Genomic DNA, 25995 nt, shown 5'->3' on the forward strand with positions numbered 1-25995 from the left:
TCGTTCAGGGTAACCCTCGCCTGACCAGCGACAGCTCCCACCCGCCCGACCGTTGCCGGGCACCGCGCCCCGGGCCGACCGCAGGCCGGGGGCTTCACCGCCCGTCCGTCACGGGCGGGGACAGCACGATGGGCCAGCGACGTTTCGGCTTGGTCAGCCGGTGCCACCAAGCTTCGGCCGCCCCGCCGAGCCCGGCCACCTCGATGCGGCCGGCCGCCAGCTCGGGTTGCCCGCACGATCGGGCCAAGTCCCGGGCGTCGCGGTCCAGGCGGCCGCGCAGGCGGTGGTGGCGGGTCGGGAGCCGTCCGGCGGCGATCATCCGGGCGAGGTGCACGAGCACCCGTGCCGCACTGGGCCCCGCCCTGAGCCGGCGGTGGGCCGCGTCCACGAGCGCGCTTGCCACGAACTCGGGCGGCAGCGTCAGGGCGAGCCGATCCACCAGGGCCGAGAGCTCGGCTTGCGACGGGGAACCGCCGAGCAGCAGGGTCAGCTGCAGCTCAGCGGACAACCGGGTCGGCGTACCCGGGTCACGGCGGGACAGCACCTCCCCAACCGGCCCGCAGCGGGTCGTCTCCACGAGGTCGCACACCTGCTTCGTGAGGGGGTTGCGGAACCGCGGGGCCGACATCGCTTCGTCGATGACGCCTTCCAGCGCGGTCCGCACGACGTCCGACCACTGGCGGCTCCGCCGGCCCTCACCCGGCAGGCAGCTCGCGAGCAGCGTCAGGCGTTCCCCGTTGCCCAAGCGATCCGCGTAGGAGGCCAAGAACTCGTAGCCGGCTTCCGGCTCGAGCTCTCGCAGCACACCGGTGGCGAAAACCGGCACCGCCTCGACGTCGATCGCACCGAGCAGCTCGCGCAACGGCTCCACCCGGCGCAGGTACGGTGCCGCCGCCTGGCCGAGCTCGGGCTCGGCGCTCACCAGCGCCCCCAGGTCGATCACCTGGGTGGTCCGGCGCAGCACCTGCGCGAGGATCCGGCCGCGAACGGCGCGGCCGAGACCGGTCCCGTTCAGGCTGAGCAGCGGATCGCGAGCGGCCTCGGCCGCGAGCCCGGTCAGCACTTCGTCGTCGCAGGTGCGGGGATCGCGCAGCCCCCTCAGCACGGCCACCGCGCCGGGCACGTCCAGCTTCATCGGCGTTTGGCGCGCGGCCCATTTGCGGCACAGCGCGACGCAGACAGCGGTCACCAGCGCCGGTAATTCGGTCTCGAGCCGCTGGAGCGTCGACGCGGGAGCGCGGGTGTCCTGAGCGGCGAGGATTTCGGTCGCCACCTCGTCGCCCAGTTTCTCCGCGCAACCGCCGGTACACGCCTGGCCGAGAGCCGGCCAATGCAGCGCCTCCCCGGCGACGATGGCCCGCGCCAAAGCGGTCACACCGCGCTCGACACGGGCGAGCTGGGTGATCCCCGGCGCCGACGCCAACGCCGTACGCAGCTTCGCTCGGTCGATGTCGCCGTCCACCAGCAGGCTGTGGAAGGCGATCACCGAATCGGCGAGCGCACCGAAATCCACGCCGCGGCCGGCATCCGGCACGACCGACCGTCCGATCGACGTCGCGGCTCGATCGATCCGCTCCGGCGACACGACGATCCGCGCTGCCTCCACCGCATCGGTGTCGCGGTGCGGCGAACCGAAGACGAGCGAAGCGGGCGGCGGCTGACTGGCCGGGTCCATCCCGACGATCTCGAACCGGGCCGCGGTATCGCGTGACTCGTAGCTGGAGAACGAGATGTCGTCGGCGAGCCACGGCACCCGTTCGGCCAGTGCCGCCACGATCGCGACCGCCACGTCCGGCGGTTGCCTGATCGCCACCGGCCGCCCCCGGCGCGCCGTGAAGAGCGCGGCTGCCAGGAGTTCGGGCGCTTCCGCGAGGTCGAGGCTTCCCGGCTCGATCTCGGAAAGCGTGACTCTCGGCAGTTCCGGGTCCGGCGCCGCACCTTCGGTCCACCACCAAGGCGAGCGGAAGCGGGCGAGCAGCTCCCGCGCCGGCAGCATCGTCCGGGGCCCGGCGACGATGTGGGCGGCGAAGTTGCCGGGCCTGCCGAAGGCGTCGGTGCCGGTGTAGACCTTGTGGAAGACGTACCTCGTGTCGTCACGGTCGGTCCAGCCGAAGGAGACCGGCGCTTCGCCTCGGTCTCGGGCGCCGGTGGGGGCTCGGTACCGGCAGAGTTCGAGTGCCTCGCTCCGGCGGCGGTTCGTCTTGTCGAGCAGCGCCGGGGTCGCGGCCACCACCTGGAACCCGAGCCTGTTCTCGGTGCCGTGCCGGGCCCAGGTGAACCAGAGCTGCTCGAGCTGCGCATCCGTCATGAGCCGACGATCGGAGAGAGGTGATCGAGGACGTTGACCAGGGGTTCGAGGCACCGGATGGGGTCGGGAGGCCCGTCGAGCGTCCGATCCGGCCGTGGGGTCCGGCCGAGTGCGCTGACGGCGTTGTAGGACACCTTCGCCATTCGCCTGGTGGCGGAGAGGAGGTCGTGTGCACCGAGCTCGGTCAGCACCTCCCGGACCTGCCGGCCGATCTGGTCCATTTCGGCGTTCCACCCGGCCCAGCCGGCGGCGCGATGCCGGGCGAAGAGCAGGTCTTCGCGCCCGAGCGCGGTCGCCAGGACGTCCGATTTGGACAGTGTCACGGCGATGGGAACTCGCGCCCGTGCCTCCTCGGCGAGGTCGGAGACGTACGCCGCGAGCAGGTTCGCCTGGTTCGGCTGTCGTTCGGCGGCGTCCGGGAGGTGCTTCATCGCGCTGCGCACCCTCGGGAAGGACAGCGGGTCCACGAGGAAGATCACGCCATCCGCCCGCCGCACGAACGACGCCGCGTGGGCGCGGCTCGCCCGATCCATGAGCACCTCGCCCGAGACGTCGTGGAAGAGCAGCAGGCAGGGCTTCTGCCCCTCGTAGGTGACCTGGAAGACCAGCGGGTCAGGTGTTTCGTACTGGGTCGGTTCGAGCACCCTGCTCTCTTCGAACAACGGCACGAAGTAGTCGGCGTCGAAGCGTTTGGCGGTGGCCTCGTCCGGCAGGAACTCGACGCAGTTGTGGTCGACCAGGCCCTGCCGGGTGTACGCCTCGTTCATCATGCTGGTCAGGTAGTGCGACTTGCCCGCACTGTGGGTGCCGACGACCGCGATCACGTAGATCTCGCGATCGTCGATCCCCTCCGGCAGGGGGTGGTTGCACCCGAGGCACAGCCGTGCGGGCAGGTCCTCCGGGGCCGCGACCTCGGCGGGGTGCGGGAGGACCCGCGGGTAGAAGTGCTTGCGCATCCAGTTCACCGTGCCCGCCGACGCGGAGCCCGGCGGCGGGGCCAGCACCGGGTACCGCGACCGGTCCGCCTCCAGCCACCCGCGGATCGGCGTCCCCGACGGCATCGCGCCGTCTTTGGCTTCGGCGATGGTGTAGGGGTTGGTCCCGACGATCGGCAGCTCGCCCAGCATGGAGACCTTGCCGCAGTACGGGCATTTCCGGCGATCAGACGGACTGGCCACGGCTGTCCCCTTCGGTCCGCTTCGGCCGGGCCCCGGGTGACGACTCGGCCGCCTCGACCGGCCGCGCTCGCAGCTTGACGGAAATCATCGCGCCGAGCCTCCCCGGCCGCGGCTGCTTTCCCGGCTCGTACTTCAGCACCACGTAGAGAAGAATGCCGACGACGAAAGAGATGTTCGGGATCGCGGACGCGCCGAGCTCGAGCCCGTTCGCCTTCACGGCAATCGCGTAGATCGCCGCGAATTGCGTCGCCGCCAGGGTGCCGACAAATGCCATCACCCGGATCGCCAGGTTTTCGCTACGCCGCACCGAATAGCTCAGATACCGGCCCATGACCACCCCGAAGGTGGCGGGGACCGCGGCGCCCGCGATCTTCGACAGCGTGCCGGCAAGATCGGTGTTCGACAGGGCGTTGACGGTGAATTCGGCGAACCCGAGGCCCGCCGCCTGCGCGCCGAGCACCACCATGGCCCCGCAGAACAACGCACTGGCCCGGATCGCGCGCTCCAACGCGTTGTCCGTCCGAAATGTCACCAGCACACTCGAAGCGATGAAGACCAACATCGACCCGAGCAGCATCACGTGCAGGAGGATATTCAGGAAAGTGGCCAAGAAGTCTCGCCTCCACTCGTTTTGTCGAGCTAGGGATCGCGACCCCTTGAACCGCTGTTACCACCTTCACTCGATCAGCCTATTTCGCATTCTTGGTGCCGGTGATTTTCATCCTTGGTCGCACGGCATCGGGACGAACGAGTGACGAGCTCAGCCGAGCAGAACCGGAAAGGTGGTCGCGTGACCTCAATGCGGTTGGAAGAACTCAAGCCAGCCGCGGCTCGCGTTCGCCAAGTGGCGCGGGGCTGCGTCACACACTCCGGGTCGACCAAGATGAGGCGGTGTTGTCGCCGGCGGCGATCGAACCGGCCCTTGCCAACGGGATTCCAGGGGGCTCCTCGACGAAATGCGTGACTCCCCTACCTCGGCTGAAAGAACTGGAGCAGTCCACGGCCGGGTGCGCTGCCAGGGGCAGAGGGAGGAGGGCCGCGCCGCTCCGAAATCGCACGGTGCGCTCACCCGGGTCGGGGAGGGCTTCGCCGAGTGGGCGACGTCAGGTTCGCCCGCTCCCCTATTGCGGCCGTAGAGGTGCCGCGACGCCGGACAGCGTCACGTTCGGAGTCGACCAGCGGCCGAGCCCCGCCGTGTTGTCGCCGGCGGCGATCGAACCGGCCCTTGCCAACGGGATTCCGGGCGGCTCCTCGACGAAATGCGCGACTCCCCTACCTCGGCTGGAAGAACTCGAGCAACCGACGGCTCGCATCCGGGGACATCAGCAACTCCTGCATGCCCGCGGACATCCGGGCCGCCGCTTCCGTGCGCTCGAACATCTCCTTCTCGTACTCCGCCACCGCCGCTCCGAAATCGGCCGGGTGGGCGGCCAGGGCCAGGGCGAGGAGGGCGCCGTCCAGGAGGGCCATGTTGGCTCCCTCTCCCACCGGGGGCATCAAGTGCGCCGCGTCGCCGACCAGCGTGACCGTGGCAGATGATGGCCAGGTCAGGCCCGGTGGGAGCGTCGCCAGTGATCGGGGCACGAACGTGTCGTCGGCTGCGGCGATCAGGGCCGTGATGCGGGGGTCCCAGCCGGCCAGGAGCTCGATCAGGCGGGCGCGGGCCGCGGGTGGGTTGTCGAACGGGATGCCGCTTGTGGCGAACCAGTCTTCGCCCGTGTTGTAAAAACTGATGCCGATGCGGACGCTACCGTCGCCGTTGCGCTGGGCGGCCAGGGACTTGCCGTCGCCGAACACCCAGTAGTTGCCGCGGCCGACCATGGCCGCCAGGTCGGGGTGGGTGCGGTCGATGTCGGAGATCGCGAGCTCGACCGCGTTCTGGCCCAGGTGCTCCGGGCGGGCGTCGGTGAGCAGGCCCCGGACCCGGGAGTTCGCGCCGTCGGCTCCGACGAGCAGGTCGTAGCGCGCGCTGGTGCCGTCGGTGAAATGCAGGACGCCCTCTTCGGCGTGGTCGAACGCGTGCCCCCAGCGGACCGTTCGCTCGGGAAGCGAGTCGAGCAGCAGGTTGCGCAGGTCGGTGCGATCGATCTCGGGGCGCGCCATCGGGGCGTCGTCCGGCGTGTCCTCCTGGAGCAGCAGGGTGCCGTCCGGCTCCAGGAGACGCATGTCCTGCCCCTCCCGGCGGGCGACCGCCATGAACCGGTCGAGCAGACCGGCTTCGCGCAGCGCCCGCTGCCCGGAGTGGATGTCGAGCATGCCGCCCTGGCGGCGGGCGCCGCGCGAAGCGTCACGTTCGTACACGACGGCCTCGATGCCGTGCACGTGCAGGACCCGGGCGAGCGCCAGGCCGCCCATGCCGGCTCCCACGATGGCGATGGTCATGGATTCCCCCTCTGATACGCCGTACGTTTCGATACAGTGTATCGCGAGAGCCGATGTATTGTCACGCCCATGTTGGTGTGGGAACGACCGGAGCCGGCGAACCGGCCGGCGCCGGCCCCGCTGAGCCGGGACCTGATCGTCCGGACAGCGGTCGAACTGGCCGATGAAGCCGGCCTGGACGCGGTGTCGTTGCGCAAGATCGCGGCCGCGCTGGACGTCGGGCCGATGCGGCTGTACGGCTACATCGACACGAAGGACGAGCTGCTCGACCTGATGGTCGACGCCGTCCACGCCGAGATCCGGCCGGCCGGGGACGGGTGGCGGGAAGTATTGACGTCGGTGGCCGAAGCCACCCGGCAGGCCGCGTACCGGCACGAGTGGTTCGCCGACCTGATCGGCGGCCGGCCCCAGCTCGGCCCGAACGCGCTGGCCCGGGGCGAGGCGGTGCTGGCCGCGCTGGACGGCGTCGACGTGGACGTGGTCATGCCGGTGGCCGCCGCCGTCGACGCGTACGTGATCGGCGCGGTCCGCCGGGAAATCGCCGAACGGCGGGCCGAGCGCGCCAGCGGGCTGGACCAGCGGCAGTGGCAGCGCACCCACGGGCCCTACCTGGTGCGGATGTTCGCCACCGGCCGGTTCCCCGCACTGGAGACGGTCGTCCGCGACGCCGCCCACCTCGACGCCGACGAGACCTTCCGCCTCGGCCTCGGCTTCCTCCTCGACGGCATCGGGGCGGGCATCGCGGCGGGCATCGGGGCGGACACCGCCGCCGAGTAGCTACTCCCCGGCCCCGGTCAGCATGGCGACCATGCCGTGCGGGGCGTCGTCGCCGAACATGATCGCGTAGACGTCGACGTCCTCCGCTTCCGCCGCGGCACGCGCGAACATGGCCCGCTCGAACTCGGCCAGCGCCGTCTCCACGTCACCGGGGTGGGCGGCCAGGGCCTGGCCGAGTTCGGCACCGTCCAGCATGGCCAGGTTGGCCCCTTCGCCGTTCGGCGGCAGCAGGTGGGCCGCGTCGCCGAGCAGGGTCACCCCCGGCACGCGGTCCCAGCGGTGGCCGGCCGGCAGCGTGGCGAGGCGGCGCAGCACCGGCGGGGTGTCGCTTTCGGTGATCAACGCGGTCAGCTCGGGCGCCCAGCCGGCGAACTCCCCGGCGACCCGCGCCGTCACGGTCGCCGCGTCGGCCCCGGCCAGCCAGTCCTCGGGCTTGAACAGCTGCGCGTACGTGTGCAGCGTCCCGCCGCTTTCCCGGTGCGCGACGAACCCCTTGCCGGGCGCCAGCGCGTAGAGCGCGCCCGCGCCGACCACCTTCGCGGCGGCGGGGTGGCGGACGTCGCCGTCGAAGAGAAACGTCTCGACGACCGACACGCCGACGTACTCCGGGGTGGCCGCGGAGACCAGCGGCCGGACTTTCGACCACGCGCCGTCCGCGCCCACCAGCAGGCTCGTGCCGAAGCTGGTGCCGTCGGCCAGGCGCACCTCGTGGCCACCGTCGCCGAGGGACCGCACCCCGGTGACCTTGTGTCCCCAGTGGACGGTGCCGGGTGGCAGCGAGTCGAGCAGCAGCTGCCGCAGCTCGCCGCGCTGCACTTCGGGACGTTCGCCGGTGCCGTCGTCGGGCTGGTCGAGCAGCACGGTGCCGTGGTGGTCGACCACGCGCGAGGATTCCCGGCCCGGCAGGACGAGCTTGCGGAACCCCTCGGTCAGGCCGGCCGCCTCGAGCGCCGGCTGGCCGTTCCAGGGGTGGATGTCGAGCATGCCGCCCTGGCGCCGGGCGGCCGATGAAGCGTCGGCCTCGTGCACCTCGACCGGGATGCCGTGCAGGTGCAGGACGCGGGCCAGGACGAGCCCGCCGAGGCCGGCTCCGATGATCGTGACAGTCATGGTTTTCCTCCGTTTGGATCGTCGTTCCAAACATCACGCTAGCACGAGTTTGGATCGGCGTTCCAACCGTGCGATGATCAGCACATGGCGAACCGAGCCCAACGGCGCACGGACGGGCTGTCCAAGGAAGTGATCGTGCAGGCGGCGGCCGCGATCCTGGACGAGGGCGGCGAGGCCGCGCTGACGTTCCGCGCGCTCACCGCCCGCCTGTCGACCGGCTACGGCGCGATCTACCACCACGTCGCCAACAAGAGCGACCTCCTCGCGGCGGCGACCGACGCCGTCATCGCCCGCGTCATGGGCGATGCCGTGGCCGGCGGCGACCCGCGGGAAGCGCTGCGCACGGTGTCGCTGGGCCTGTTCGACGCGATCGACGCCCACCCTTGGGTCGGCGCCCAGCTGTCCCGGGAGCCGTGGCGGCCCGCGCTCCTGGAGGTCTACGAGCGCATCGGCGGGCTGCTCGTGGCGCTCGAAGTGCCCGAACAGGCGTTGTTCGACGCCGCGGGCGCGCTGGTCAACTACGTCCTCGGCGTCGCCGGGCAGAACGCCGCCAACGCCCGGCTGCTCGCCGCCGACGAGGGCGACCGCGACGCCTTCCTGGGCGCGGTCGCCGCCCGGTGGGCGGCACTCGACCCGGACGAATACCCGTTCGTGCATCGGGCGGCGACCCAGCTCCGGGAGCACGACGACCGCGAGCAGTTCCTCGCGGGCGTCGACATCTTCCTGGCCGGGATCGCCTCCCTGCGCTAGCACCGCAAGCCGCCCGCCGCCCGCCGCCCGCCGCCCGAGAGAAGCGCCCCAATGTGGCCTTGGTTGCGTTGAACGCACCCAAGGTGGCCTTCGGTGCGTTGAACGCACCGAAGGCCACATTGGGGCGCTTGGGGCCGGGCGGGCTACTTCACCGCGGTCGGTGCCCAGGCGGCGAGTTCCGCCCGGACCGCCGCCAGCTGGGCCGCGGTCGGCGCCGCCGCCGGTTCCGCGATCAGGGCGTAGTGCAGGCCCGGGGTCGCCGGCAGGCGCAGGCGGTCGCCCACCCGGGTGACCGAGGCCAGGTCCGTGACCACCGTCGGGGTCAGCCCGGCCGGAACGTGCAGTTCGGTCGGGGCTCCCGAGTCCGTCCCCTGCCACACGAGGACGCCGTACCGGCCCGCGCCGGTCAGCGCCGCGGTCGCCGGCATCGTCGACGGGATCTGGTTCCACGTCAGCGTTTGGCTGCCGTCGCGCGAGCGGTCCTCGTAGGTGAACGCCAGCGTGTGCCCGGCGACCGCCGCCGGGTAGAGGCGGTCGAGTAAGCGCGCGTCCTGGCGGAGCTGGACCGTGCCGTCGTCCGCCGTGCGGGCCGAGGAGAAGTCCTCGCCGTTCCAGGCGTCGCCGTCCGTCTTGACCTTGCCCGGGTTGTCGTTCATCAGCTCGTGGTGGCGGCCGCTGTAGATGTCCCACTGCCACTGCGTCGCCGACAGCACCGGGCCCGACTCCGCCGGCTTGCGCCACCAGTTCGCGCCGGCCACGCGCGAGTCCAGGGCCTGGTACATCGCCTTGTCCACGGTCGGGGTCTTGTCGGAGGTGTAGCCGGTCATCGGGTGGCCGAACTCCGTGACGATCGCCGTCGTGCCCAGCGCGGCCGCGCGGTCCCGGACCGTGCCGAAGCTCGCGCTGTACTGGCCGTCGCCCGCCTTGCCCGGCATGAACACGCCGGACTGCGCCAGCTGGTCGTAGAAGTGCGTGTTGAACACGTACCGCGGCCCCAGCACGCCGGTGTCCTGGAAGCCGCCGGGGTGGAGCTGGAAGGAGATGTTGGCGTTCCAGAACATGTTCGGCTCGACGAACGCGGGCTTGTCCTGCCAGCCGGCGGAATCCATCGCGTCGCGGAACCGCTTGAAGAACGGCCACAGCACGTTCTGTTCCCACGCCTTGCTGTCCTGGCCCTGGTCATAGCGCCCGGCGAAGGGCTCGTTGTACGGGTCCATGCCCGCGACGCCCGCGAACTGGGCGGCGCTGAGGTTCGTGCGCAGGTAGGACATCGTCTGGACGGCCTGGCCGACGAACTCGTCCTGGACGCCGCGGGCGTTGTGCCAGAAGTCCTTCGTGGCGTCCTGGACCGCGCCGTTCTGGGTGATGTTCTGGCCCCAGTGGGCGCAGACGCCGCAGCTTTCCGCGGGGTAGCCGCCGAGGTCGACGACCCACTTCGGCGCGCCGTCGCCGGTGTACCAGCTGCCGCGGTTGAACAGGTAGCGGGAGAACAGGTCCTGGTGGAAGTCGGGCAGGACGGTGAACCCCTCGTCCAGGAACGCCTTCAGCTGGTCGGTCAGCTTCGCCAGGTACTGCGTGTTCACCGGCCCGCGCACCGGCTGCGTCCCGGCCCACGCGATCGGGAAGCGCACGGCGTTCGCGCCGGCGAGGGCCCGCATCGCCTGCGCGGAACGGCGTGCGTCGGCCGCGTTGGCGAACGGCAGGAAACCGTTTTCTGCCAGCTTCGTCTCCCCCGAGACGTTGAAGCCGCGCAAGACCACTTCGCGGCCGTACTCGTCGACGAAAGCCGAGCCGCGCACGGTCAACCGGTGCTGCGGAACGTCTTCGGCGACAGCGGAAGCGACGACACCGGAGGTCATCGCCACGGCGGTGAGCAAAGCCACGAGCAGGCGCATGATGGCGGCCCCAAACGTGAAGGAGTTTCGCAAAAAGCTAGCGAGCCCTCCTCCGGTCGTCAAGGGCCGAACGGAGCCCGCTCAGGCCGCTCGCCGCTGCCACTGCTGGTTCGTCACGCCGGTGCACGGGTACTGCTTGACGGCGGCGCCGTCGGCCGTCGACGCGGAGACGACGTCCAGGCACTTGCCGCTGTGCCGGGCCACCCACCGGACGTACCCGCCGTCGGCCGCCTGCGCCTGCCACTGCTGGTTCGTGCCGCCGTTGCACGTCCACTGCACCGCCGCGGCCCCGTCCGCCGTCGAGCCGTCCGAGACGTCGAGGCACTTCCCGCTGTGCCGGGCGATCAGGTTGACGTACCCGTTGCCGAGGTCCAGCTCGCTCCACTGCTGGTTCCCGCCGCCGTTGCACGAATACTGCTTCAGCTGCACGCCGTCGTCGCGCGCCGAACTCGGGATGTCCGCGCACTTGCCGCTGTGGCGCGCTACCAGCGACTCGTACGCACTGCCGGTGGCGGCACCCGCGACCACACCGGTCGCCGCGTCGACACTCACCTTCGGGTACCAGCTCATCGACATCGTGGTGGCACTGGGGAAACTCAGCGGCAGCCACACGTACCGGGACTCGTTGACCGGGCGGTTCCAGGCACCCGCCCAGCGGTCGCCCAGGTAGAGGTAGGAGGTCGCCTGCGAGCCCTGCACGGGCAGCACGTACGCGGTCTGGCTGCCGAAGCCGGTGGAGTCGCCGACGTTCGCCAACCCGCTCCACGTGCCCGTGACGCTCGTGGCCGTCGCGTACTTCTGCTGGTTCGGCTGCCAGCTCGTGGCCGCCGAGGTGAGCAGGAAATAGACGCCGTTGCGCTTGAACATCGCCGGCGCCTCGCGGTACGAGCCGGGCCACAGCGTCCGCACCAGCGCCGCGACGCCGGTGTAGTCGGCGGTGAGCCGGTACACGTTGAGGTCGGCGTTCTCACGCGCCGCGGACGCCATGTACGCGGTTCCGTCGTCGTCCTTGAACAGCGTGATGTCCCGCGACATGTGGACGCCGAGCGGGCGGAAGCTGCCGCGGTAGGTGTAGCCGCCGTCGACCGTCGAGGAGGTGGCCACGGCCGCGCGTGCTTCGGCGTAGTCGTCCCCGTTTTCCTTGTGCATCCACATCACGTACTGTCCGGTCGAGCTGTTGTAGAGCACTTTCGGCCGTTCGATCTTCGCCCGGCCCAGCTCGGCCGCCGACGACTGCGTCAGCACGTCGCCCCGGAACTCCCAGGTCTTCAGGTCGGCCGAGCGGTAGGCCGAGACGGCCCGGAAGGTGTCGTCGGCGTTGCGGTTCTCGCCGAACCAGTAGTAGTACGCGCCCACCTTGAGCATCCCGCCGCCGTGGGCGTGCACCAGGGCGCCGGAGGTATCGGTGAACTGGCTCCCGTTGGTCACCGTCACCGTCGCGGCGCCCGCACCGGGTGCGCCGAGCAACAGAGTGACAAGCACGAGCAAGGACAAGACCGCGCCACGTCGTCGTAGCATCACGGCTCCTTCTCAAGCGGGTCAGTAGCCGACGCGGAAAGTCGCGTCCTGCTTGTCCACAGTGGACGAGGTGCTGCCGAGGGGGTCGATCCGCAGCACGTAGGAGTAGTGCCGGAGGTAGCGGTCGGGGTAGTTGTGCGATCGGAACGAAGACCAGCTCGCGTCGGCGAGCCCGGCCGTCTGGTGGAAGGTGGCGTCCGCCTTGAACGACGCCGAGCCGTCGTCGGCCGCCAGGTGCAACTCGTAGTTGCTGTGCCGCAGGTACCGGCCCGGGTAGTTGACGGATTCGAACGAGACGCCGGTCGCGTCCGCCAGGCCGGGCACCAGCTTCCAGAGCTGGTCCTGGTAGGGGTCGAACGGGTAGGCGTCGATGCGTCCGACGGAGTCGGCGTGCCGGACGTGGCGGTCCGGGAAGTTGTAGGACTTGAGCCGTCGCCACGCCGGGGCGCCCCACTGCGCGACGAGCGCGGACCGCTCCGCGGCCGTGATCGGCGTGATGCCGGGGTGCTTGGAGTTCAGCGGCTGGGTGTAGGCGCGGTCGTTCAGCAGCGTCCAGTTCCCGGCGCCGACATCGGTGGTCTCCCAGCAGAAGAACCGGCCGTTGGGGCTCCACGTGTCACCCCAGAGGTACCAGCGGTTCCCCGACAGCGCGGGCACGATCTGCGGCGCCTCCACCCCCCGCCCGGGGGAGATCCCGGTCTTGTAGGTGGTGAAACCGCCGGCGGCCAGGGAGCCGGAGCGCTGGCCGACCAGGGTGCTGTTGGTGTTGTTCTTGACGTACAGGTAGTTGACGCCGCCGATGGTGGCCATCGTCCCGTCGATCGTCGCGTGGCCGGGGTCGAAGAAGACCTGCGCCGCACTGACCGTCGTGAAGTCGGTGGTGTAGTTGACCATGATGACGTCGTGGCCGCCGTACGCCGCCGAGTAGATGATCGCGTACTGGTTGCGCGAAGGGTCCCAGAACGCCTCCGGTGCCCAGCTGTGCGTCGCCATCGAGTGCAGCTTGATCCGGCGGTAGCCGGTGAACCCGCGCAGGTCCGCCGAGTCCCAGACGTGCACGTACTGGTTCTGCAGCGACCAGTCGGTGCCCTTGAGGTCGGTCGCCAGGACGACGAACCGGCCGTCCTGCTTGCGCAGCACGAACGGGTCGCGCAGCCCGCCGGTGCCCGCCGTCGGCGTCACCACGGGGTTGTTCTGGTTGAGCGGCATCCAGTCGAGGCCGTCCGCGCTGACCGCCAGGTGCAGCCCGTAGTCGGCGCCCGTCATCGACGGCGACTCGGTGAAGTACGCCATGACGTACCCGCCGGAGGCGGCTTGGGCGCGAGCCGTGGCCCTGCTGCCGAGCACGCCGGCGACCGCGGCTGCCGCCGTGCCCGCCATCAGTCCGCGTCGACTGATCATCGTCCACCCACCTCGTCGTCGAGTGCCGGGCCCAGAATTGTTAGCGCTAACAAGCCGTCGTAGTGTAGGTGACCCGCGCCACACGGTGTCAAGGGCCCGATCGTCGGGACGCCGACACCACCAGGCAAAACAGCTGATTGACCCCGCGGGGATCGGCAGCTATGTTAGCGCTCACTCCGCGCTCGGCGACCATTCCCAGGTCCCGGAATCAGCCGCATCACCCCTTTCCCGCGCCGTCGGCGCCCACCTCCTGGAGATCCGGTATGCCCGTTCGACTCTCGGCGACGACGTCGTCGCCGAAGTTCGCCCGGCGGCCCAGACCGCTGACCGCGATCCTCGCCACCCTCGCCGTCGCCGCGGCTTCCACCACCGTCTGGGCCACTTCCGGCCACGCGGCGACCCTCGACGACGGCCTGGTCGTGCGCTACGACCTCACCGGCGGCTCCGGGACCACCGTGCCCGACGCTTCGGGCCACGGACGCAACGCCGGCGTCAGCGGCGACACGACGTGGCAAGGCGACGAAGGCCTGCGCCTCGGCGGCACGAACGGGCACGTCCGGCTGCCCGACAACCTCATGCGAGGTCTCACGGACATCACGGTTTCGGTTCAGGTCAACGTCGCCGCCGACCAGGGCACGCCGTATTTCCTGTGGGGCCTCGGCAACACGACGGGCGGCGCCGGGAACGGCTACCTGTTCACCACGGGTGACCAGTTCCGCGGCTCGATCGCCTCCGGCAACTGGTCCACCGAACAGAACGCGAGTGCGGGACGCAACCTTTCGCGCGGCAGCTGGCGCACGGTCACCTACGCCCTCGGTGGCGGGACCGCGGTCCTGTACGAGGACGGGATCGAGGTCGCCCGCAACACCGGCGTCACGATCACGCCCGGCTCGATCGGCGGCGGCACCACCACCGCCGACTACCTCGGCCGGTCGGTCTACGACGGCGACAAGTACCTCAAGGGGAACGTCCGCGACTTCCGCGTCTACGACCGCGCGGTGACGGCCGACGAAGCCCGCGCCCTCGGCGAGCGCACCGCCGCCGGGCGCGCGACGGCCGACGCGGCCGCCCTCGACCTCGGCGACACCTCCGCCGTCACCGGCAACCTCACGCTCCCGAAGACGGGCGCCGGCGGCTCGGCGATCGCCTGGACGTCGAGCAACCCGGCGGTGGTGTCCGCGACCGGCGTGGTGACGCGACCCGCGCCCGGCGCCGGCAACGCGAAGGTGACCTTGACGGCGGCCGTCTCCTACGCCGGCCAGAGCGCGAGCCGCTCCTTCACCGTCACCGTGCTGCCGGACATCACCGACCGGCAGAAGGTCGACAACGCGCTCAAGGACATCGTCATCCCGGATCAGGACGCGATCCGCGGCAACATCACCCTGCCGGTCAAGGGCGCCGGCGACGTCACGCTGACCTGGTGCAGCCTGGACCCCCGGGTCGTCACCGCCACCGGCGAGGTGACCCGGCCCGCGGCCGGATCGCGGCCGGCCAAGGCCCGCCTCACGGTCCGCGCGACGAAGGGCCACGCGACGGCGGAACGGTCCTTCACCCTCACCGTCGTGCCGTTGCCCAAGAAGGAAGCGCTCGAGGGGTACATGTTCGCCTACTTCACCGGTGAGGCGACGCAGGACACCGAGCAGATCCACTTCGCGGCCAGCCGCGGGAACGACCCGCTGCACTGGGACGAGCTCAACGGCGGCAAGCCCGTCCTGCGCTCGAACTACGGCGAAACCGGCGTGCGCGACCCGTTCATCGTCCGCAGCCCGGAGGGCGACCGGTTCTACATCGTCGCCACCGACCTGCAGATCAACGACGGCCGCGGCTGGGACCAGGCGCAGCGCCACGGCAGCCAGTACCTGGAGATCTGGGAGTCGACCGACCTGGTGACCTGGTCGAACCAGCGGCACGTCCGGGTCTCCGACGACACGGCCGGCATGACGTGGGCGCCCGAGGCGACCTACGACCCCACGATCGGCGCGTACGTCGTCTACTGGGCCACCAGCCCCTACGCCCCCACGGACGTCGACCACACCGGCCCGACGTACCCGCGGATGATGTACGCGACCACCCGCGACTTCCGGACGTTCAGCAAGCCCCAGGTCTGGAACGACCCGGGCGAAGGCGTCATCGACTCCACCGTCATCAAGGACGGCGACTACTACTACCGGCTGACCACCGACGGCAAGGTCATCGGCTCCTGCGAGCGCGACATCGTGCTCGAGCGGTCGAAGAACCTGCGCGCGGTGGACCTCCCGACGACGAAGCCGCGCAACTGGGAACTGGTCAGCGACTGCATCCGCACGAAGCTCGGCACCGACTGGGTCGAGGGCCCGACGGTGTTCAAGGCCAACGACAGCAACAAGATCTACGCCTTCATGGACGAGACGCCCCGGCGCGGGTACGTCCCGTTCGTCACGGACTCCCTGGCGAAGCCGAACTGGACGATCCCGGCCGAGTACCAGCTCCCGAAGAGCCCGCGCCACGGCACGGTGCTGCCGGTGACGAAGGCCGAACTCGCCAAGCTGCGCCAGGGACCGCCGCCGATGACCACCGACAAGAAGGGTGTCGTCGCCGACTACGACCTCACGGCGGCGGGCTCGGGTGACACGGTCGCCGACGTCTCCGGGAACGGGCGGGACGCCTCGATGCACGGCGGCGTCACGCGCTCGGCGGACGGGCTCGCCTTCGCGGGCAAGGACGGTTACGTGGCCCTGCCGAACAACCTCATGAGCGGCCTGAGCGGGATCACGGTGTCGGCGCAGGTGTGGGTCGACCCCGGCCAGCAGACGCCGTACTTCCTCTGGAACCTGGGCAACAGCACGAACAACGTCGGTGACGGCTACCTCTTCGCCTCCGGCGACACCTACCGGGCGGCGATCGCGTCCGGCAACTGGTCGACCGAGCAGAACGCCGACAGCAAGCGGGGACTGACCCGCGGCGCCTGGCACACGCTGACGTACACGCTGGCGAACGGAACCGCTCGGCTCTACGACAACGGCGTCGAAGTGGCCCATGTGGACGGTGTCACGGCGAAACCCGGCGACCTCGGCGCGGGCATCACGACGTCGAACTACCTCGGGCGCTCGGCCTACGGTGCCGACAAGTACTTCCAGGGCAAGATGCGCCGGTTCACCGTATGGAACCGCGGCCTGACGGGCCAGGAGGTGCTCGGCGCGCCGGGCAACGAGACGGCCGTCGGCGGGGTCACCCTCGATTCCCTCAAGGTGCCCGCGATCATCGACAGCGCGAAGGGCACGATCGTCCTGCCGGTGAAGCCGGGCACGGACGTGCGCCGCCTCGCGCCGGTGCTGCAGGTGGCCGGCGGTACGCAGGTGTTCCCCCACAACGGTTCGCGGCAGGACTTCACCGGCCCGGTGGGCTACTCGGTCGTCGGCGCCGGCTGGCAGAGGCGGACGTGGACGGTCAGCGCGGTGGTGATGAACAGCCCGGTCCTGCCCGGCTACAACGCGGACCCGAACATCGTCCGCTTCGGCGACACGTATTACCTCTACGCCACGACCGACGGCTTCCCCGGCTGGTCCGGCACGACGTTCGACGCGTGGTCGAGCAAGGACCTCGTCACCTGGACGCGGCACCCGAAGATCCTCGACCTCGGCCCGGACGTGTCCTGGGCGGACAGCCGGGCGTGGGCGCCGACCATCACGCGGAAGAACGGGAAGTACTACTTCTACTTCTGCGCGGACGCCAAGATCGGCGTCGCGGTGTCGGACTCCCCCACCGGCCCGTTCACCGACGCGCTGGGCAAGCCGCTGATCGCGGCGAACCCGGGCGGCGGCCAGGCGATCGACCCGGCGGTGTTCACCGACGACGACGGGCAGACCTACCTGTACTGGGGCAACGGCGAAGCCTACGTCGTGCCGCTGAACGCCGACCTGGTGTCCTACGACCCGGCGAAGATCACTCGCTTGACCGGCCTCGACGGCTTCCGCGAGGGGCTGTTCATGACCAAGCGGGCGGGCACGTACCACCTGACCTGGTCCATCGACGACACGGGCAGCGAGAACTACCGCGTCGGCTACGCGACGGCGACGAGCCCGCTGGGCGCCGGGCTGGTGAACCGGGGCGTGATCCTGGAGAAGGACCCGTCGCTCGGCATCCTCGGCACCGGTCACCACAGCATCGTCCAGGGGCCCGGTACGGACGACTGGTACATCGCATATCACCGGTTCGCGATCCCGGGTGGTGACGGAACGCACCGGGAAGTGACCATCGACCGGCTGCGGTTCGGTGCGGACGGGACGATCGCCAAGGTGGTCCCGACGCTGGGGAGTGTCCGGCCGCTCAAGTAGGCGGCTGGTGCACTCGTCGTGACCCACCACCCCGAAGCACGATTGTCACTACGGACGGTGGTGGGGGGGGCTGGGTGGGGCGCTTGGGGCCTGCCCACCCTGCCGGGGGAAATCGAGTCGATCAAGCGAACCGGATTCGCTTTCCGGCCGTATCCCCCAGTAGAACGGTGGACAACGGAGGGACGGCGACGTGGCGCGCGAAGGGACACTGATCGGTGACCGGTACCGCCTGCTCGGCCCGGCCGGGCCGAGCACGGTGGTCTGGCACGCCCAGGACGAACGGCTGGACCGGATCGTCGCCGTCAAGCCGCTGTTCGACGAGCCGCCCGCGGCGCCCGCCATCCCCGCGCCGCGGGCGGCCATCTGTGACGTCGTCGACGAGGACAGCACCACCTACCTGGTGCTCGAATACCCGGGGGCGCGGACGCTGACCGAGCTGCTCGACGAGCACGGGACGCTGGCCCCCGCCCTCGTCGCCCGGTTCGGGGCCCGGCTGGCCGCGGTGCTGGCGGCCGCGCACGACGAAGGCGTCCTGCACGCCGCCGTCGACCCGGACCACGTCGTCATCTCCGCCGAGGGACACGCCGGGCTCGTGGCCGGGGCGACCGGTTCGCGCGCCTACCACGCCCCCGAGGTGCTCGACGGGGGCTTCCCCGACTTCCCGGCGGAGGTGTACTCCCTGGGCGCGACCCTTTACGCCGCGCTGCAGGGACGGCCCGGCGCCGAGCACACGCCGGCGCAACACCCGGTCGCCGAGGCCGTGCTCCGGCTGTTGCACCCCAACCCGGCGGCCCGGCCCACGATGGCGGAGGCCGAAGAACTGTTCACCAGCTCCTTGCCCCGCCGTCCGGGCTCGCGGGACGGCGGGGCCAGGCGGACGCTCGCGGGCGACTACCGCTGCGTGTAGACGAAGCCGACCTTGTCGACCTCGTCGCCGGTGCGGCCGTGGAAGCCGGCGATCTGCCAGCCGTCCGGGGCCGTGCGGGTGACGCAGTCGCCGGTGGTCGAGCCGCCGGCGAGGACGCGGCCGAGGCTGGTGGTGAACCGGGCCGAGAAGATCCGGGAGGTGTTGCTGTACTTGCCCTGGCACAGGGTCGCCGTCGTGACGTACTCGCCGGTGCCGAGGGTGAGCGACGCCGCCGTCCCGCCCGGGCCGCCGTGGGTCAGGGTGGTGCCGTTCTCCAGGGTCACCCCGACCTGATCGACGCGGGAGCCGCTGCGCAGCGAGAGCGTCCGCACCCGGGCGCCCACGGGCACCGCGGCGACGTCGGTGAAGTAGTCGCCGTGCGGGCCGCCGTACTGCTCCGACAGCTGCAACGCCGGGTTGCGCGTCCAGTTGAACCGGACGGTGATCGGGTCGTGGTCGGACAGCATCTTGCCGTCGGCGTCGAGGAACTTCGCGTGCTCGTTGTTGTAGAAGGTCGCGTCGAGCGACACGAGCTTGCTGCTGCGGTAGAGCACCTTGTCGACGACCTCGCAGTCGTTGGTGACCACCGGTTCGCACAGCAGCGCCGGGCTGCCGGGCGCGGGGGCGACCCCGCCGCGCACCAGCTTCACCCACGCGTCGGTGAGGCCGTTGTCCGCCCCGAACTGCGCGATCGTGTCGGCCGCGCGGGTGTAGCGGGTGTTGGTGTCACCCATGACGACGACCGCGTTGCCCGCCGAGTGCGACTTGATGAACGCGGTCAGCTGCGCCAGGTTCGACGCGCGCGAAGCCTCGTCGCCGTCGTTCGTCCCGGCGTTGGTGTGCGCGTTGTAGAAGTCGACGTACACGCCCTCGGCCAGCCGCACCCGCATGAAGGTGAAGCCCTTCGGGGTCAGGCAGTCCCCGGAGTCGAGCTGGCAGGACGTCCAGCGGGCGCGCTCGAAGTCGTCGGTGTCGTAGGGCAGCGTGGACAGGCTGTTCAGCCCGCTGCCGATGCCTGCGCCGCCGCTGGTGGGCGTGCGGTACGGGTGGTTGTCCGCGGCGTAGAGCTTGGCGTGGTAGTTGAAGTCCTCCTCGACGTGCACGATGTCGTAGGGCGCGATCCGCTGCCCGATCGCGGTCGTCGCGGGATCACGCGGTGTCGGCGCGCTGGAGATCGATTCGGGCAGGCCGGCGACGTTGTAGGCCAGCACCGAGAAGGTGCCGCCGTCGGTGGCGGCGTGCGCGGCCGCCGGACTGACCACTGTGGACACCGCGGCGGCGAGCGCCAGCACGGCCAGGCGTTTCTTCACGAGAACTCCCGCAGGATTCGGACGGACAAACCGGTGGACGTGTAACGCGGGACCACCCGGTACCCCGGGCGGTCGGCACGGATGGCGGAGAACCGGCCGCGCAGCCGCCCGGCGCACAGCACGTCGACCTCGTGCCACGGGCAGGAGCCGTCGATCCGGAGCTCCAGGACGCCGCGCTCCAGCGTGACCTCGCCGCGCACGAGCAGCGCCGGGCCCGCGGTGACGGACAGCGTGCCGCCGGTCTGGTGGTAGCCGCCGATCCGGAGGCCGGCCGCGCGCAGCGCACCACCGGCGAGTTCGACGTCGCCGGTGCCCAGCGCGCCCGGCGTCGCGGCGACCAGCGTGCCCGCTTCGACGCGGGTGCCGCCGCGGTAACTGTTGGCCCCGGCGAGGGTCAGCGTGCCGGTGCCCGCCTTGACGAGCCCGCCGGCACCGCCGATGTCGTTGCGCCAGCTGTCCTCGGCACCGAACCCGCCGCGCGTGGCGTCCATCGTGACGCGGACGCCGGCGTCGAACGCGCCGTAGCCGTCGGCCGCGGCGAAGAGGTTCAGCCGTCCCCAGAGCTCGGGCCCGTCGAGCAGCGGGTGCCCGGCCGGGAACGCCGTCGTGCGCAGGACTTCCCGCCGCTGCGCCGCGTCGAGGTACGGCAGCCGCGTCTCGAGGAGCACCTCGGCGCCCTTCGGCACCCGCATCGCGGCGCGCGCAGGCCGGTCCGGCAGCCCGTAGGTCGCCCGCCGCGCGACCATCTCGGCGTTCGCGCGGCGGTCGCCGTATTCGTCGGCGCCGGTGTGCGCCCGGGCGAACAGCGTGTCCGCGGTCGTGCCGGTCTTCGCGGTGAAGTACTTCAGCGCCTGCTCGCGCGCCGCCGCCTTGAGCGCCGCGTTCTCCGGGTCGGCCAGCGTCGCCGCGGTGAGCGCGGTGGCCAGGGTCCGGCCGCCGATCACGTCGACCGGCGAGTGCATCCCGGCGACGATCCGCGTGTCGGCCAGGTCGTAGGCCCGCGCCACCAGCTCCTGGAACCGCTCCGGGACCGCGTAGGCCAGGGCGAGGCAGGCCAGGTGGAACGCGTTGGTGTGGCCGCTGGGGAAGCCGCCGTCGTCGGCCGGGGTCGTGCTGCGCTGCCGCAGCAGCTGCGGTGCGACGACGACGTCGGACCGGTAGACCGGGAACCCGAGGGCGTCGGTCCGGCCGGTGTCCTCGACCCGGCTGTCCGCGGTCAGCCGCCACGGCCGCGGGTACTGGTAGGCGGCCTTGCTCGGGTTGCCCGAGGCGAAGTTCCCGCGGACGGTGTCCACGAGCGTGGCCACCAGGCCGAGCTCCGAGTCGTGCGCACCGGCGCCGAGCGCCGAGCCCGCCGGGGCGTTCGCCGGGACGGCGTCGTCGATCTTGGCCGGCGGCGTGCCGTCGGGCGCGGAAGTGATGCTCGTGACGGCCTTGGCGCCGCTGCGGTAGAGGTCGGCCAAGGGGCCGAGGCCGCCGATGGCGGCGTAGGACTGGTGCTGGCGGTCGTAGACGAAGGCGCGCTTGGCTTCGGCGTCGGTCCGGTGGCGGGTGACGGCGACGCAGTGCCGGACGTTCGCGCGCAGCACCGCCGCGTCGAGCACGACGCCACTGTCCCAAGTGGACCCGGTGCGCCAGAGCCGCTGCATCCCGCTCAGGATCCGGACCGCGGCGTTGGTCTCCGGGGTGTGGTTCGCCGGGACGTTCGTGCGGTAGGTGTCGACGAAGGCCGTCGTTTCCTCCGCCCACGCGGGCACGCCCAGCACGGTGGGCACGGCGGCGACGGCGGGGACGAGCGCGGACCAGCGCAGGAAGGTCCGCCGGTCCAAGGGCGCAGGGATCAAGTCGTTCTCCTGAGAAGGCGCCGGAAAGCGCACGGGAATCGCTGGAATGATCAGCGTCCGGCCGGGCCCCGGTCAAGGAGCGTCCGGAGTAATTCGCCGGGCAGTAACCTGATCTTTTTCGGGGGTGTCACGAATTCGACGAATTCACTCGATCCGGACTTCGACGGCGGGACTGTAGACGAGCCGCCCGTGTGCGGTCACGCGGACGAGCACCCACCAGTGCGCGCCCGGCCGGGCGGTGTGTCCCGCGCGGACGGTGATCGGCACCGTCGCTTTCTCGCCGGCGGCGAGCCGGAACGGCTGGGCCCGCGGGCCGATCGTCACCTCGTCCGCCCAGCTGCCGAACGGGCTGATCGCGGTGATCCCGCCCCGGATCTCGCTTTCGGCCAAGTTCGTCAACGACACCGGCAGCTCGGCACGCCCACCCGGTCCCAGGGTGATCGGCCCGGGCGGGAGTCCGACGTCGACGAGGTCGTCGCGCGACGGCGGTGGCCCGGCCAGGATTTCTGCCGTGTCTTCGAGGATTTGCCCGGCGTCGTCGGAAATCCGGGCGGCGATCAGGTACCGGCCGGGTGTCTCCGGTCCCCGCACCTCGACCGTCGTTTTCGCGTACTCCCCCGGCTCGAGGTCGTAGTCCGGGACCTGTTCGGTATGCCACCCCGGGGGCAGTTGCAGTGCGACGCGGCCGCGGGCCCGGCGGCCGCTGCAGCTCACCGTGACGTCCAGCCGGGCTCGCCCGTCCTCGAGCTTCGCCCGGGTGGGCGTCACGTGCACGCTCACCGGCAGGTTGCCGGCCGGCGCCGGGCCTTCGTTGTGCAGCCAGTACCGGGTGTGCACCGGCTGCACGGGTTCGGTGGCGGGTTCCCGGCCGGATTCAAGGCGGGCGGCGGGTTCCAGCCGGAGGGTCGCCACGTCCGCGGCCCCGAGTTCGACGCGGGCGCGGCCGTCGTCGACGTCGACCGGTTCGCCCTTCTCCTCGAGGAGATCGGTGCGCCAGGCCGACCGGATCCCACCGTGCAGCGCGATGGACGCCGTGGCCGAGGACCCGGTCGATTCGTACACGCGCAAGGTGATCGCGTCCGACGGGCCGATCACCGAGCCCGAGGCGAGCGGGTTGCCCGCCGGTTTCGCCGCCGTCAGCACGACTTCGGCCGGCTCGACCGCGATCAGGCTCAGGGTGGGTGGCAACGTGCCTTCGGTGGCGGGTACCTGACGGGCGTGGAGCGGGTGCGCGGCTTCCTGGGCACCGCGCGGGAAACCGGCGTCCCGCCAGTCCCCTTCGCCGGCGACGATCGAGAAGCCGAACGTGTGCGTCCAGTGCTGCCAGGCGAAACTCGAGCCGTCCGGCGCGGTCCGGCGTTCGCCGTCGATCCACACCCCACTGGGCCAGCCGCTGCACGAGCGCATCAGCGACAGGTGCAGCGTGCCTTCCGGGTCCACGACGAACCCGGGCGTGCCGTGGTTGACGACCGCGACGGAGTAGTCGTCGGCGGGCTCGGCGGTGCCGGGCAGCCCGCCGGGGAGCCGCACGTCGAGGGTGGCTTCGGCGCGCAGCTCGGCGACGGCGGCCTTGACGTCGTCGATGATCACCACCGGCAGGTCCCGCGGACCCCGCAGATCGGCGTCGGGCACCCAGGCTTCACGCCGGGTCCGGGTCGCCGGGACGAACACCCGGCCGTGGCGGGCCAGGGCGTCCCGGTACCCGGGCTCGGCGGAGGCGAGGACTTCGGCGGCGAACGGGTTGTCCGCGCCGACGACGATCCGGACGTCGGGCAGGTTCGAGTCGACGTCGAGGGCGCCGTAGCGCGGACCGCCGGGGCGGGTGCAGGTCGCCGTGACGCCCTTCGCGGCCAGCGCCGCGACCAGCGCCCGGACCTCGAGCCCGGGTGTGAGGGGCTCGACCACTTCGGCGACGCCGATGGCGTGCGCGGCCCGGGTGCCGTCGTCGCGGGTGAGCGTGACGCGGGCGGTCGCCGACAGCCCGGCCCAGGTGTGGGCCGGGGTGTCCAGGGTCCAGAGGTGCTCGGCCGCGTCGACGTCGGGAAAGCCGGCCGAGCGGCCGATCGCGGCGAACCCGACCTCGGCGACCGGCAGCGCACCGGGGACGGCGAAGTCGAACCGGGCCCGCAGGAGCCGGTCCTGCCCCAGCGAGCCGTCGACCTCGGTGCGGACGTCCACTCGGGACACTCCGCGCCACAACGTCGTGCGCTGGGTGATCCGCAGGTCGTCCAGGGTCGTGGTCGCGACGAGCCGCTCCCCCAGCGGGCTGGTCTCGACGACGACTTCCGCCGCGCCGGGGCCGTGCCCGGGGCCCTTCGGCAGCAGGTGCCACGGCCCCTCGCCCCACACCGGGTGCTCGGCGTGCTCGTCCTGCACCACCAGCCCGGCGGCGAGCCCGCCGTCCCGCAGCAGTTCGCGGCCGGTCCGCCGGTCCTGGACGCGCTTGAGCGCACCGCCGCGCGCCGGATCGGCTTCGACGGCGTAGATGTCATTCTCGATCGTGAGCGGCCCCGGCCGGGCGGTCCACCCGGGCGGGACGGTGGCCGCGTCGATGACCCGGTAGACCCGGTAGCCGAGTGCGGGCACCGCGGAAGCGAGGAAGGTCAGCGTGATTTCTTCCGGGGAGCCGTCGGGGTGGCGCACGACCGCGTCGGTGACGGCGGGGACCGGGCGGCCGTCCGGATCGACCACCCGCACGCCCGTTGTTCCCGGAGTCACGGTCACCGACGTCACCGCGTCCCGGGCCCAGGACAGCGTGTTGAGCACGAAGACGGCCACGCCGTCCCCGGTCGTGTCGGCGTGCTGGGCGAGCTCGGCGATCGCGCTTTCGAGGACTTCGCCGCCGCGGTCGGCCGCTTCGCGCCAGCCGGTGAGCAGGTCGAGGTAGACCTGGTCGGACTCGGTGCCGGTGATCGCGTCGTGGTGGGCGCCGTAGACCAGCTGCCGCCAGGCCTTGTCGAGGGCTTCGTGGGGGTAGGGCGCGCCGAGCAGGGCGGCGAGGGTCGCCGCCCGCTCCCCGTCGAGCACCGCCACCTCCGCCGCGCGCTGGGCCTGCTTGGTGTCGATGTAGGAGACGTCCTTGCCGGTGTAGACCGGGTTCATGTCCCGGGTCTGCACGCTGATCGGCGTGCCCCGCGCCGCCGCGTCCGCGCGGACCGCGGCGAAGAAGTCCCGGGGCAGGCCGACGACGAACCGCGGCCAGGCGTACCGGGCGTTCCAGGCGCGGTGGATCTCGGTGCAGAACCGCGACGGGATGTTGTGGTCGTGCCCGACCGGCAGCAGCACGTTGCGCGTGGCGGCCACCTGCCGCAGCGTGCTGAACTGCCGGTAGGCCTCTTCCATCGCCTCTTCGAGGGTGTCCTGGCGCTCGATGCCCCAGCCCGCGACGTAGTGGTCGGCCATGTAGGCGGTCAGCAGGCCCCGCCCGCTCGGCGAGATCCATTCGAACTCCGACGGGAACTGCATCCGGCCGATGTCGCCGGTGTGCCGCTTCGCCCCGACGTGGTGCCACGGCCCACGCGCCCAGGCGCTCGACTCCAGGCCGGCGTCGGCCATCAGCCCCGGGTAGGCCGGGTCGTGGCCGAACACGTCGAGCATCCACGCCGAGCGCGGGTCGCCGCCGAGGACGTCCCGCTGGTAGCCGACGCCGTAGACGGCGTTGCGGATCGTCGATTCCGGGTGGGTCAGGTTCGTGTTGGCCTCGTTGTAGTTGCCGCCCACCAGCTCGATCCGGCCGTCGCGGAGGAACCGCCGCAGGTCCTGGCGGTCGCCGGGGAAGGTGTCCCAGTGTGGTTTGAGGTAGTCGACCTCGGCCAGCACGAACCGGTAGTCCTCGTCGTCGCGGGCCGCCTCCAGGTGCGCGCGGACGAGGTCGAACGCCGACCGCTGGAAGTTCATCCGTTTCTCCTGCGCCAGCGGCAGGTCGAGCCAGGTGTCGGTGAACCCCGCCTGGGTGTTCCACCACACCGGGTCGTAGTGGAAGTGCGACACCATCCACATCGTCCAGCCGGTCTCGGCGACGACGAGGTCCGCCTCCGCCGTGACCCGCTGCCCGGCCGACTCCGCCACCACGGTGACCCGATGCGACGAGCCTTCGGGCGCCTGGAAGACCACCCCGACCTCGACGGTGACGCCGTCCGGGTGGACGTCGGCGGTGACCGGGTCCGGCGTGGACACGCGCTTGCCCTCGACCCGGATCCGCACCGGCGCCCGCGGCCCGCTCAGGGTCACCCGGACCACCTGGCGGGCCGCGGCCGCGGAGCCGACGAACAGATCGGTGCCCCGCACGGCGGTGATGCGCAC

15 protein-coding genes are annotated in these 25995 nt (G+C 71.4%); 4 read left to right on the plus strand and 11 right to left on the minus strand.

All coding sequences use genetic code 11. From position 1 onward, the window contains the following. Positions 1–94 precede the first annotated feature (94 nt). The 4 genes from AB0M30_RS09945 to AB0M30_RS09960 all read right to left on the minus strand — a co-directional run bounded on the left by AB0M30_RS09945 (position 95) and on the right by AB0M30_RS09960 (position 5868). On the minus strand, positions 95–2308 hold the full coding sequence (locus AB0M30_RS09945; protein ID WP_364582092.1) for a hypothetical protein: 2214 nt from the start codon (positions 2306–2308) through the stop codon (positions 95–97). Then, entirely contained in the window at positions 2305–3486 is a 1182-nt protein-coding gene (locus tag AB0M30_RS09950; protein WP_364582095.1) for a hypothetical protein, read from the minus strand. Before AB0M30_RS09950 ends, AB0M30_RS09945 begins: the two co-directional genes overlap by 4 nt. Next, complete coding sequence (locus tag AB0M30_RS09955; RefSeq protein ID WP_364582098.1) at positions 3470–4096, minus strand: hypothetical protein; 627 nt, start codon at positions 4094–4096, stop codon at positions 3470–3472. The genes AB0M30_RS09950 and AB0M30_RS09955 overlap by 17 nt, the downstream gene beginning before the upstream one ends. 662 nt (positions 4097–4758) lie before the next feature. Next, complete coding sequence (locus AB0M30_RS09960) at positions 4759–5868, minus strand: NAD(P)/FAD-dependent oxidoreductase (RefSeq protein WP_364582099.1); 1110 nt, start codon at positions 5866–5868, stop codon at positions 4759–4761. Positions 5869–5937: 69 nt separating this feature from the next. Between AB0M30_RS09960 and AB0M30_RS09965 the strand changes: the two genes are divergently transcribed. Next, positions 5938–6645 (plus strand): TetR/AcrR family transcriptional regulator C-terminal domain-containing protein, encoded by a 708-nt coding sequence (locus AB0M30_RS09965; RefSeq protein ID WP_364582101.1) that lies wholly within the window; start codon positions 5938–5940, stop codon positions 6643–6645. On the opposite strand, the gene AB0M30_RS09970 is transcribed toward AB0M30_RS09965, so the two are convergent. Further along, complete coding sequence (locus tag AB0M30_RS09970) at positions 6646–7755, minus strand: NAD(P)/FAD-dependent oxidoreductase (RefSeq protein WP_364582104.1); 1110 nt, start codon at positions 7753–7755, stop codon at positions 6646–6648. A gap of 84 nt (positions 7756–7839) precedes the next feature. Here AB0M30_RS09970 and AB0M30_RS09975 point away from each other — a divergent pair, with 84 nt between their 5' ends. Further along, positions 7840–8505 (plus strand): helix-turn-helix domain-containing protein, encoded by a 666-nt coding sequence (locus AB0M30_RS09975; protein ID WP_364582106.1) that lies wholly within the window; start codon positions 7840–7842, stop codon positions 8503–8505. Positions 8506–8648: 143 nt separating this feature from the next. Here AB0M30_RS09975 and AB0M30_RS09980 read toward each other — a convergent pair whose 3' ends face one another. The 3 genes from AB0M30_RS09980 to AB0M30_RS09990 all read right to left on the minus strand — a co-directional run bounded on the left by AB0M30_RS09980 (position 8649) and on the right by AB0M30_RS09990 (position 13319). Further along, the gene (locus AB0M30_RS09980; protein ID WP_364582108.1) at positions 8649–10400 is read right to left on the minus strand and encodes a cellulase family glycosylhydrolase; all 1752 of its coding nucleotides are present in this window, start codon (positions 10398–10400) and stop codon (positions 8649–8651) included. 81 nt (positions 10401–10481) lie between these two features. After that, on the minus strand, positions 10482–11918 hold the full coding sequence (locus AB0M30_RS09985; protein ID WP_364582110.1) for an RICIN domain-containing protein: 1437 nt from the start codon (positions 11916–11918) through the stop codon (positions 10482–10484). A 21-nt stretch (positions 11919–11939) separates the two neighbouring features. Next, entirely contained in the window at positions 11940–13319 is a 1380-nt protein-coding gene (locus AB0M30_RS09990) for a glycoside hydrolase family 43 protein (protein ID WP_364582112.1), read from the minus strand. A gap of 263 nt (positions 13320–13582) precedes the next feature. Between AB0M30_RS09990 and AB0M30_RS09995 the strand changes: the two genes are divergently transcribed. Then, a complete protein-coding gene (locus tag AB0M30_RS09995) occupies positions 13583–17632 on the plus strand; it encodes a family 43 glycosylhydrolase (RefSeq protein ID WP_364582113.1) in 4050 nt (1349 codons plus the stop codon). A gap of 190 nt (positions 17633–17822) precedes the next feature. Then, positions 17823–18539, plus strand: coding sequence for a serine/threonine protein kinase (locus tag AB0M30_RS10000; protein WP_364582115.1), 717 nt, complete (start codon positions 17823–17825; stop codon positions 18537–18539). On the opposite strand, the gene AB0M30_RS10005 is transcribed toward AB0M30_RS10000, so the two are convergent. The 3 genes from AB0M30_RS10005 to AB0M30_RS10015 form a co-directional block, all read right to left on the minus strand. After that, the gene (locus tag AB0M30_RS10005) at positions 18524–19849 is read right to left on the minus strand and encodes a jacalin-like lectin (RefSeq protein WP_364582117.1); all 1326 of its coding nucleotides are present in this window, start codon (positions 19847–19849) and stop codon (positions 18524–18526) included. The two genes, AB0M30_RS10000 and AB0M30_RS10005, sit on opposite strands and share 16 nt — an antisense overlap. Beyond that, positions 19846–21693, minus strand: coding sequence for a phosphatase PAP2 family protein (locus AB0M30_RS10010; protein ID WP_364582119.1), 1848 nt, complete (start codon positions 21691–21693; stop codon positions 19846–19848). Before AB0M30_RS10010 ends, AB0M30_RS10005 begins: the two co-directional genes overlap by 4 nt. Positions 21694–21837: 144 nt before the next feature. Next, positions 21838–25995, minus strand: coding sequence for a glycoside hydrolase family 38 C-terminal domain-containing protein (locus AB0M30_RS10015; RefSeq protein WP_364582122.1), 4158 nt, complete (start codon positions 25993–25995; stop codon positions 21838–21840).

The sequence above is a fragment of the Amycolatopsis sp. NPDC051716 genome (genome assembly GCF_040681595.1).
Classification (GTDB): domain Bacteria; phylum Actinomycetota; class Actinomycetes; order Mycobacteriales; family Pseudonocardiaceae; genus Amycolatopsis.

Bases quoted from the DNA above. Each gene is read 5' to 3' on its own strand.
- AB0M30_RS09980 (WP_364582108.1), bottom strand. From the start codon at position 10,400: ATGCGCCTGCTCGTGGCTTTGCTCACCGCCGTGGCGATGACCTCCGGT.
- AB0M30_RS09975 (WP_364582106.1), top strand. From the start codon at position 7,840: ATGGCGAACCGAGCCCAACGGCGCACGGACGGGCTGTCCAAGGAAGTG.
- AB0M30_RS09995 (WP_364582113.1), top strand. From the start codon at position 13,583: ATGCCCGTTCGACTCTCGGCGACGACGTCGTCGCCGAAGTTCGCCCGG.
- AB0M30_RS09945 (WP_364582092.1), bottom strand. From the start codon at position 2,308: ATGACGGATGCGCAGCTCGAGCAGCTCTGGTTCACCTGGGCCCGGCAC.
- AB0M30_RS09985 (WP_364582110.1), bottom strand. From the start codon at position 11,918: ATGCTACGACGACGTGGCGCGGTCTTGTCCTTGCTCGTGCTTGTCACT.
- AB0M30_RS09960 (WP_364582099.1), bottom strand. From the start codon at position 5,868: ATGACCATCGCCATCGTGGGAGCCGGCATGGGCGGCCTGGCGCTCGCC.
- AB0M30_RS09970 (WP_364582104.1), bottom strand. From the start codon at position 7,755: ATGACTGTCACGATCATCGGAGCCGGCCTCGGCGGGCTCGTCCTGGCC.
- AB0M30_RS09965 (WP_364582101.1), top strand. From the start codon at position 5,938: ATGTTGGTGTGGGAACGACCGGAGCCGGCGAACCGGCCGGCGCCGGCC.
- AB0M30_RS09990 (WP_364582112.1), bottom strand. From the start codon at position 13,319: ATGATCAGTCGACGCGGACTGATGGCGGGCACGGCGGCAGCCGCGGTC.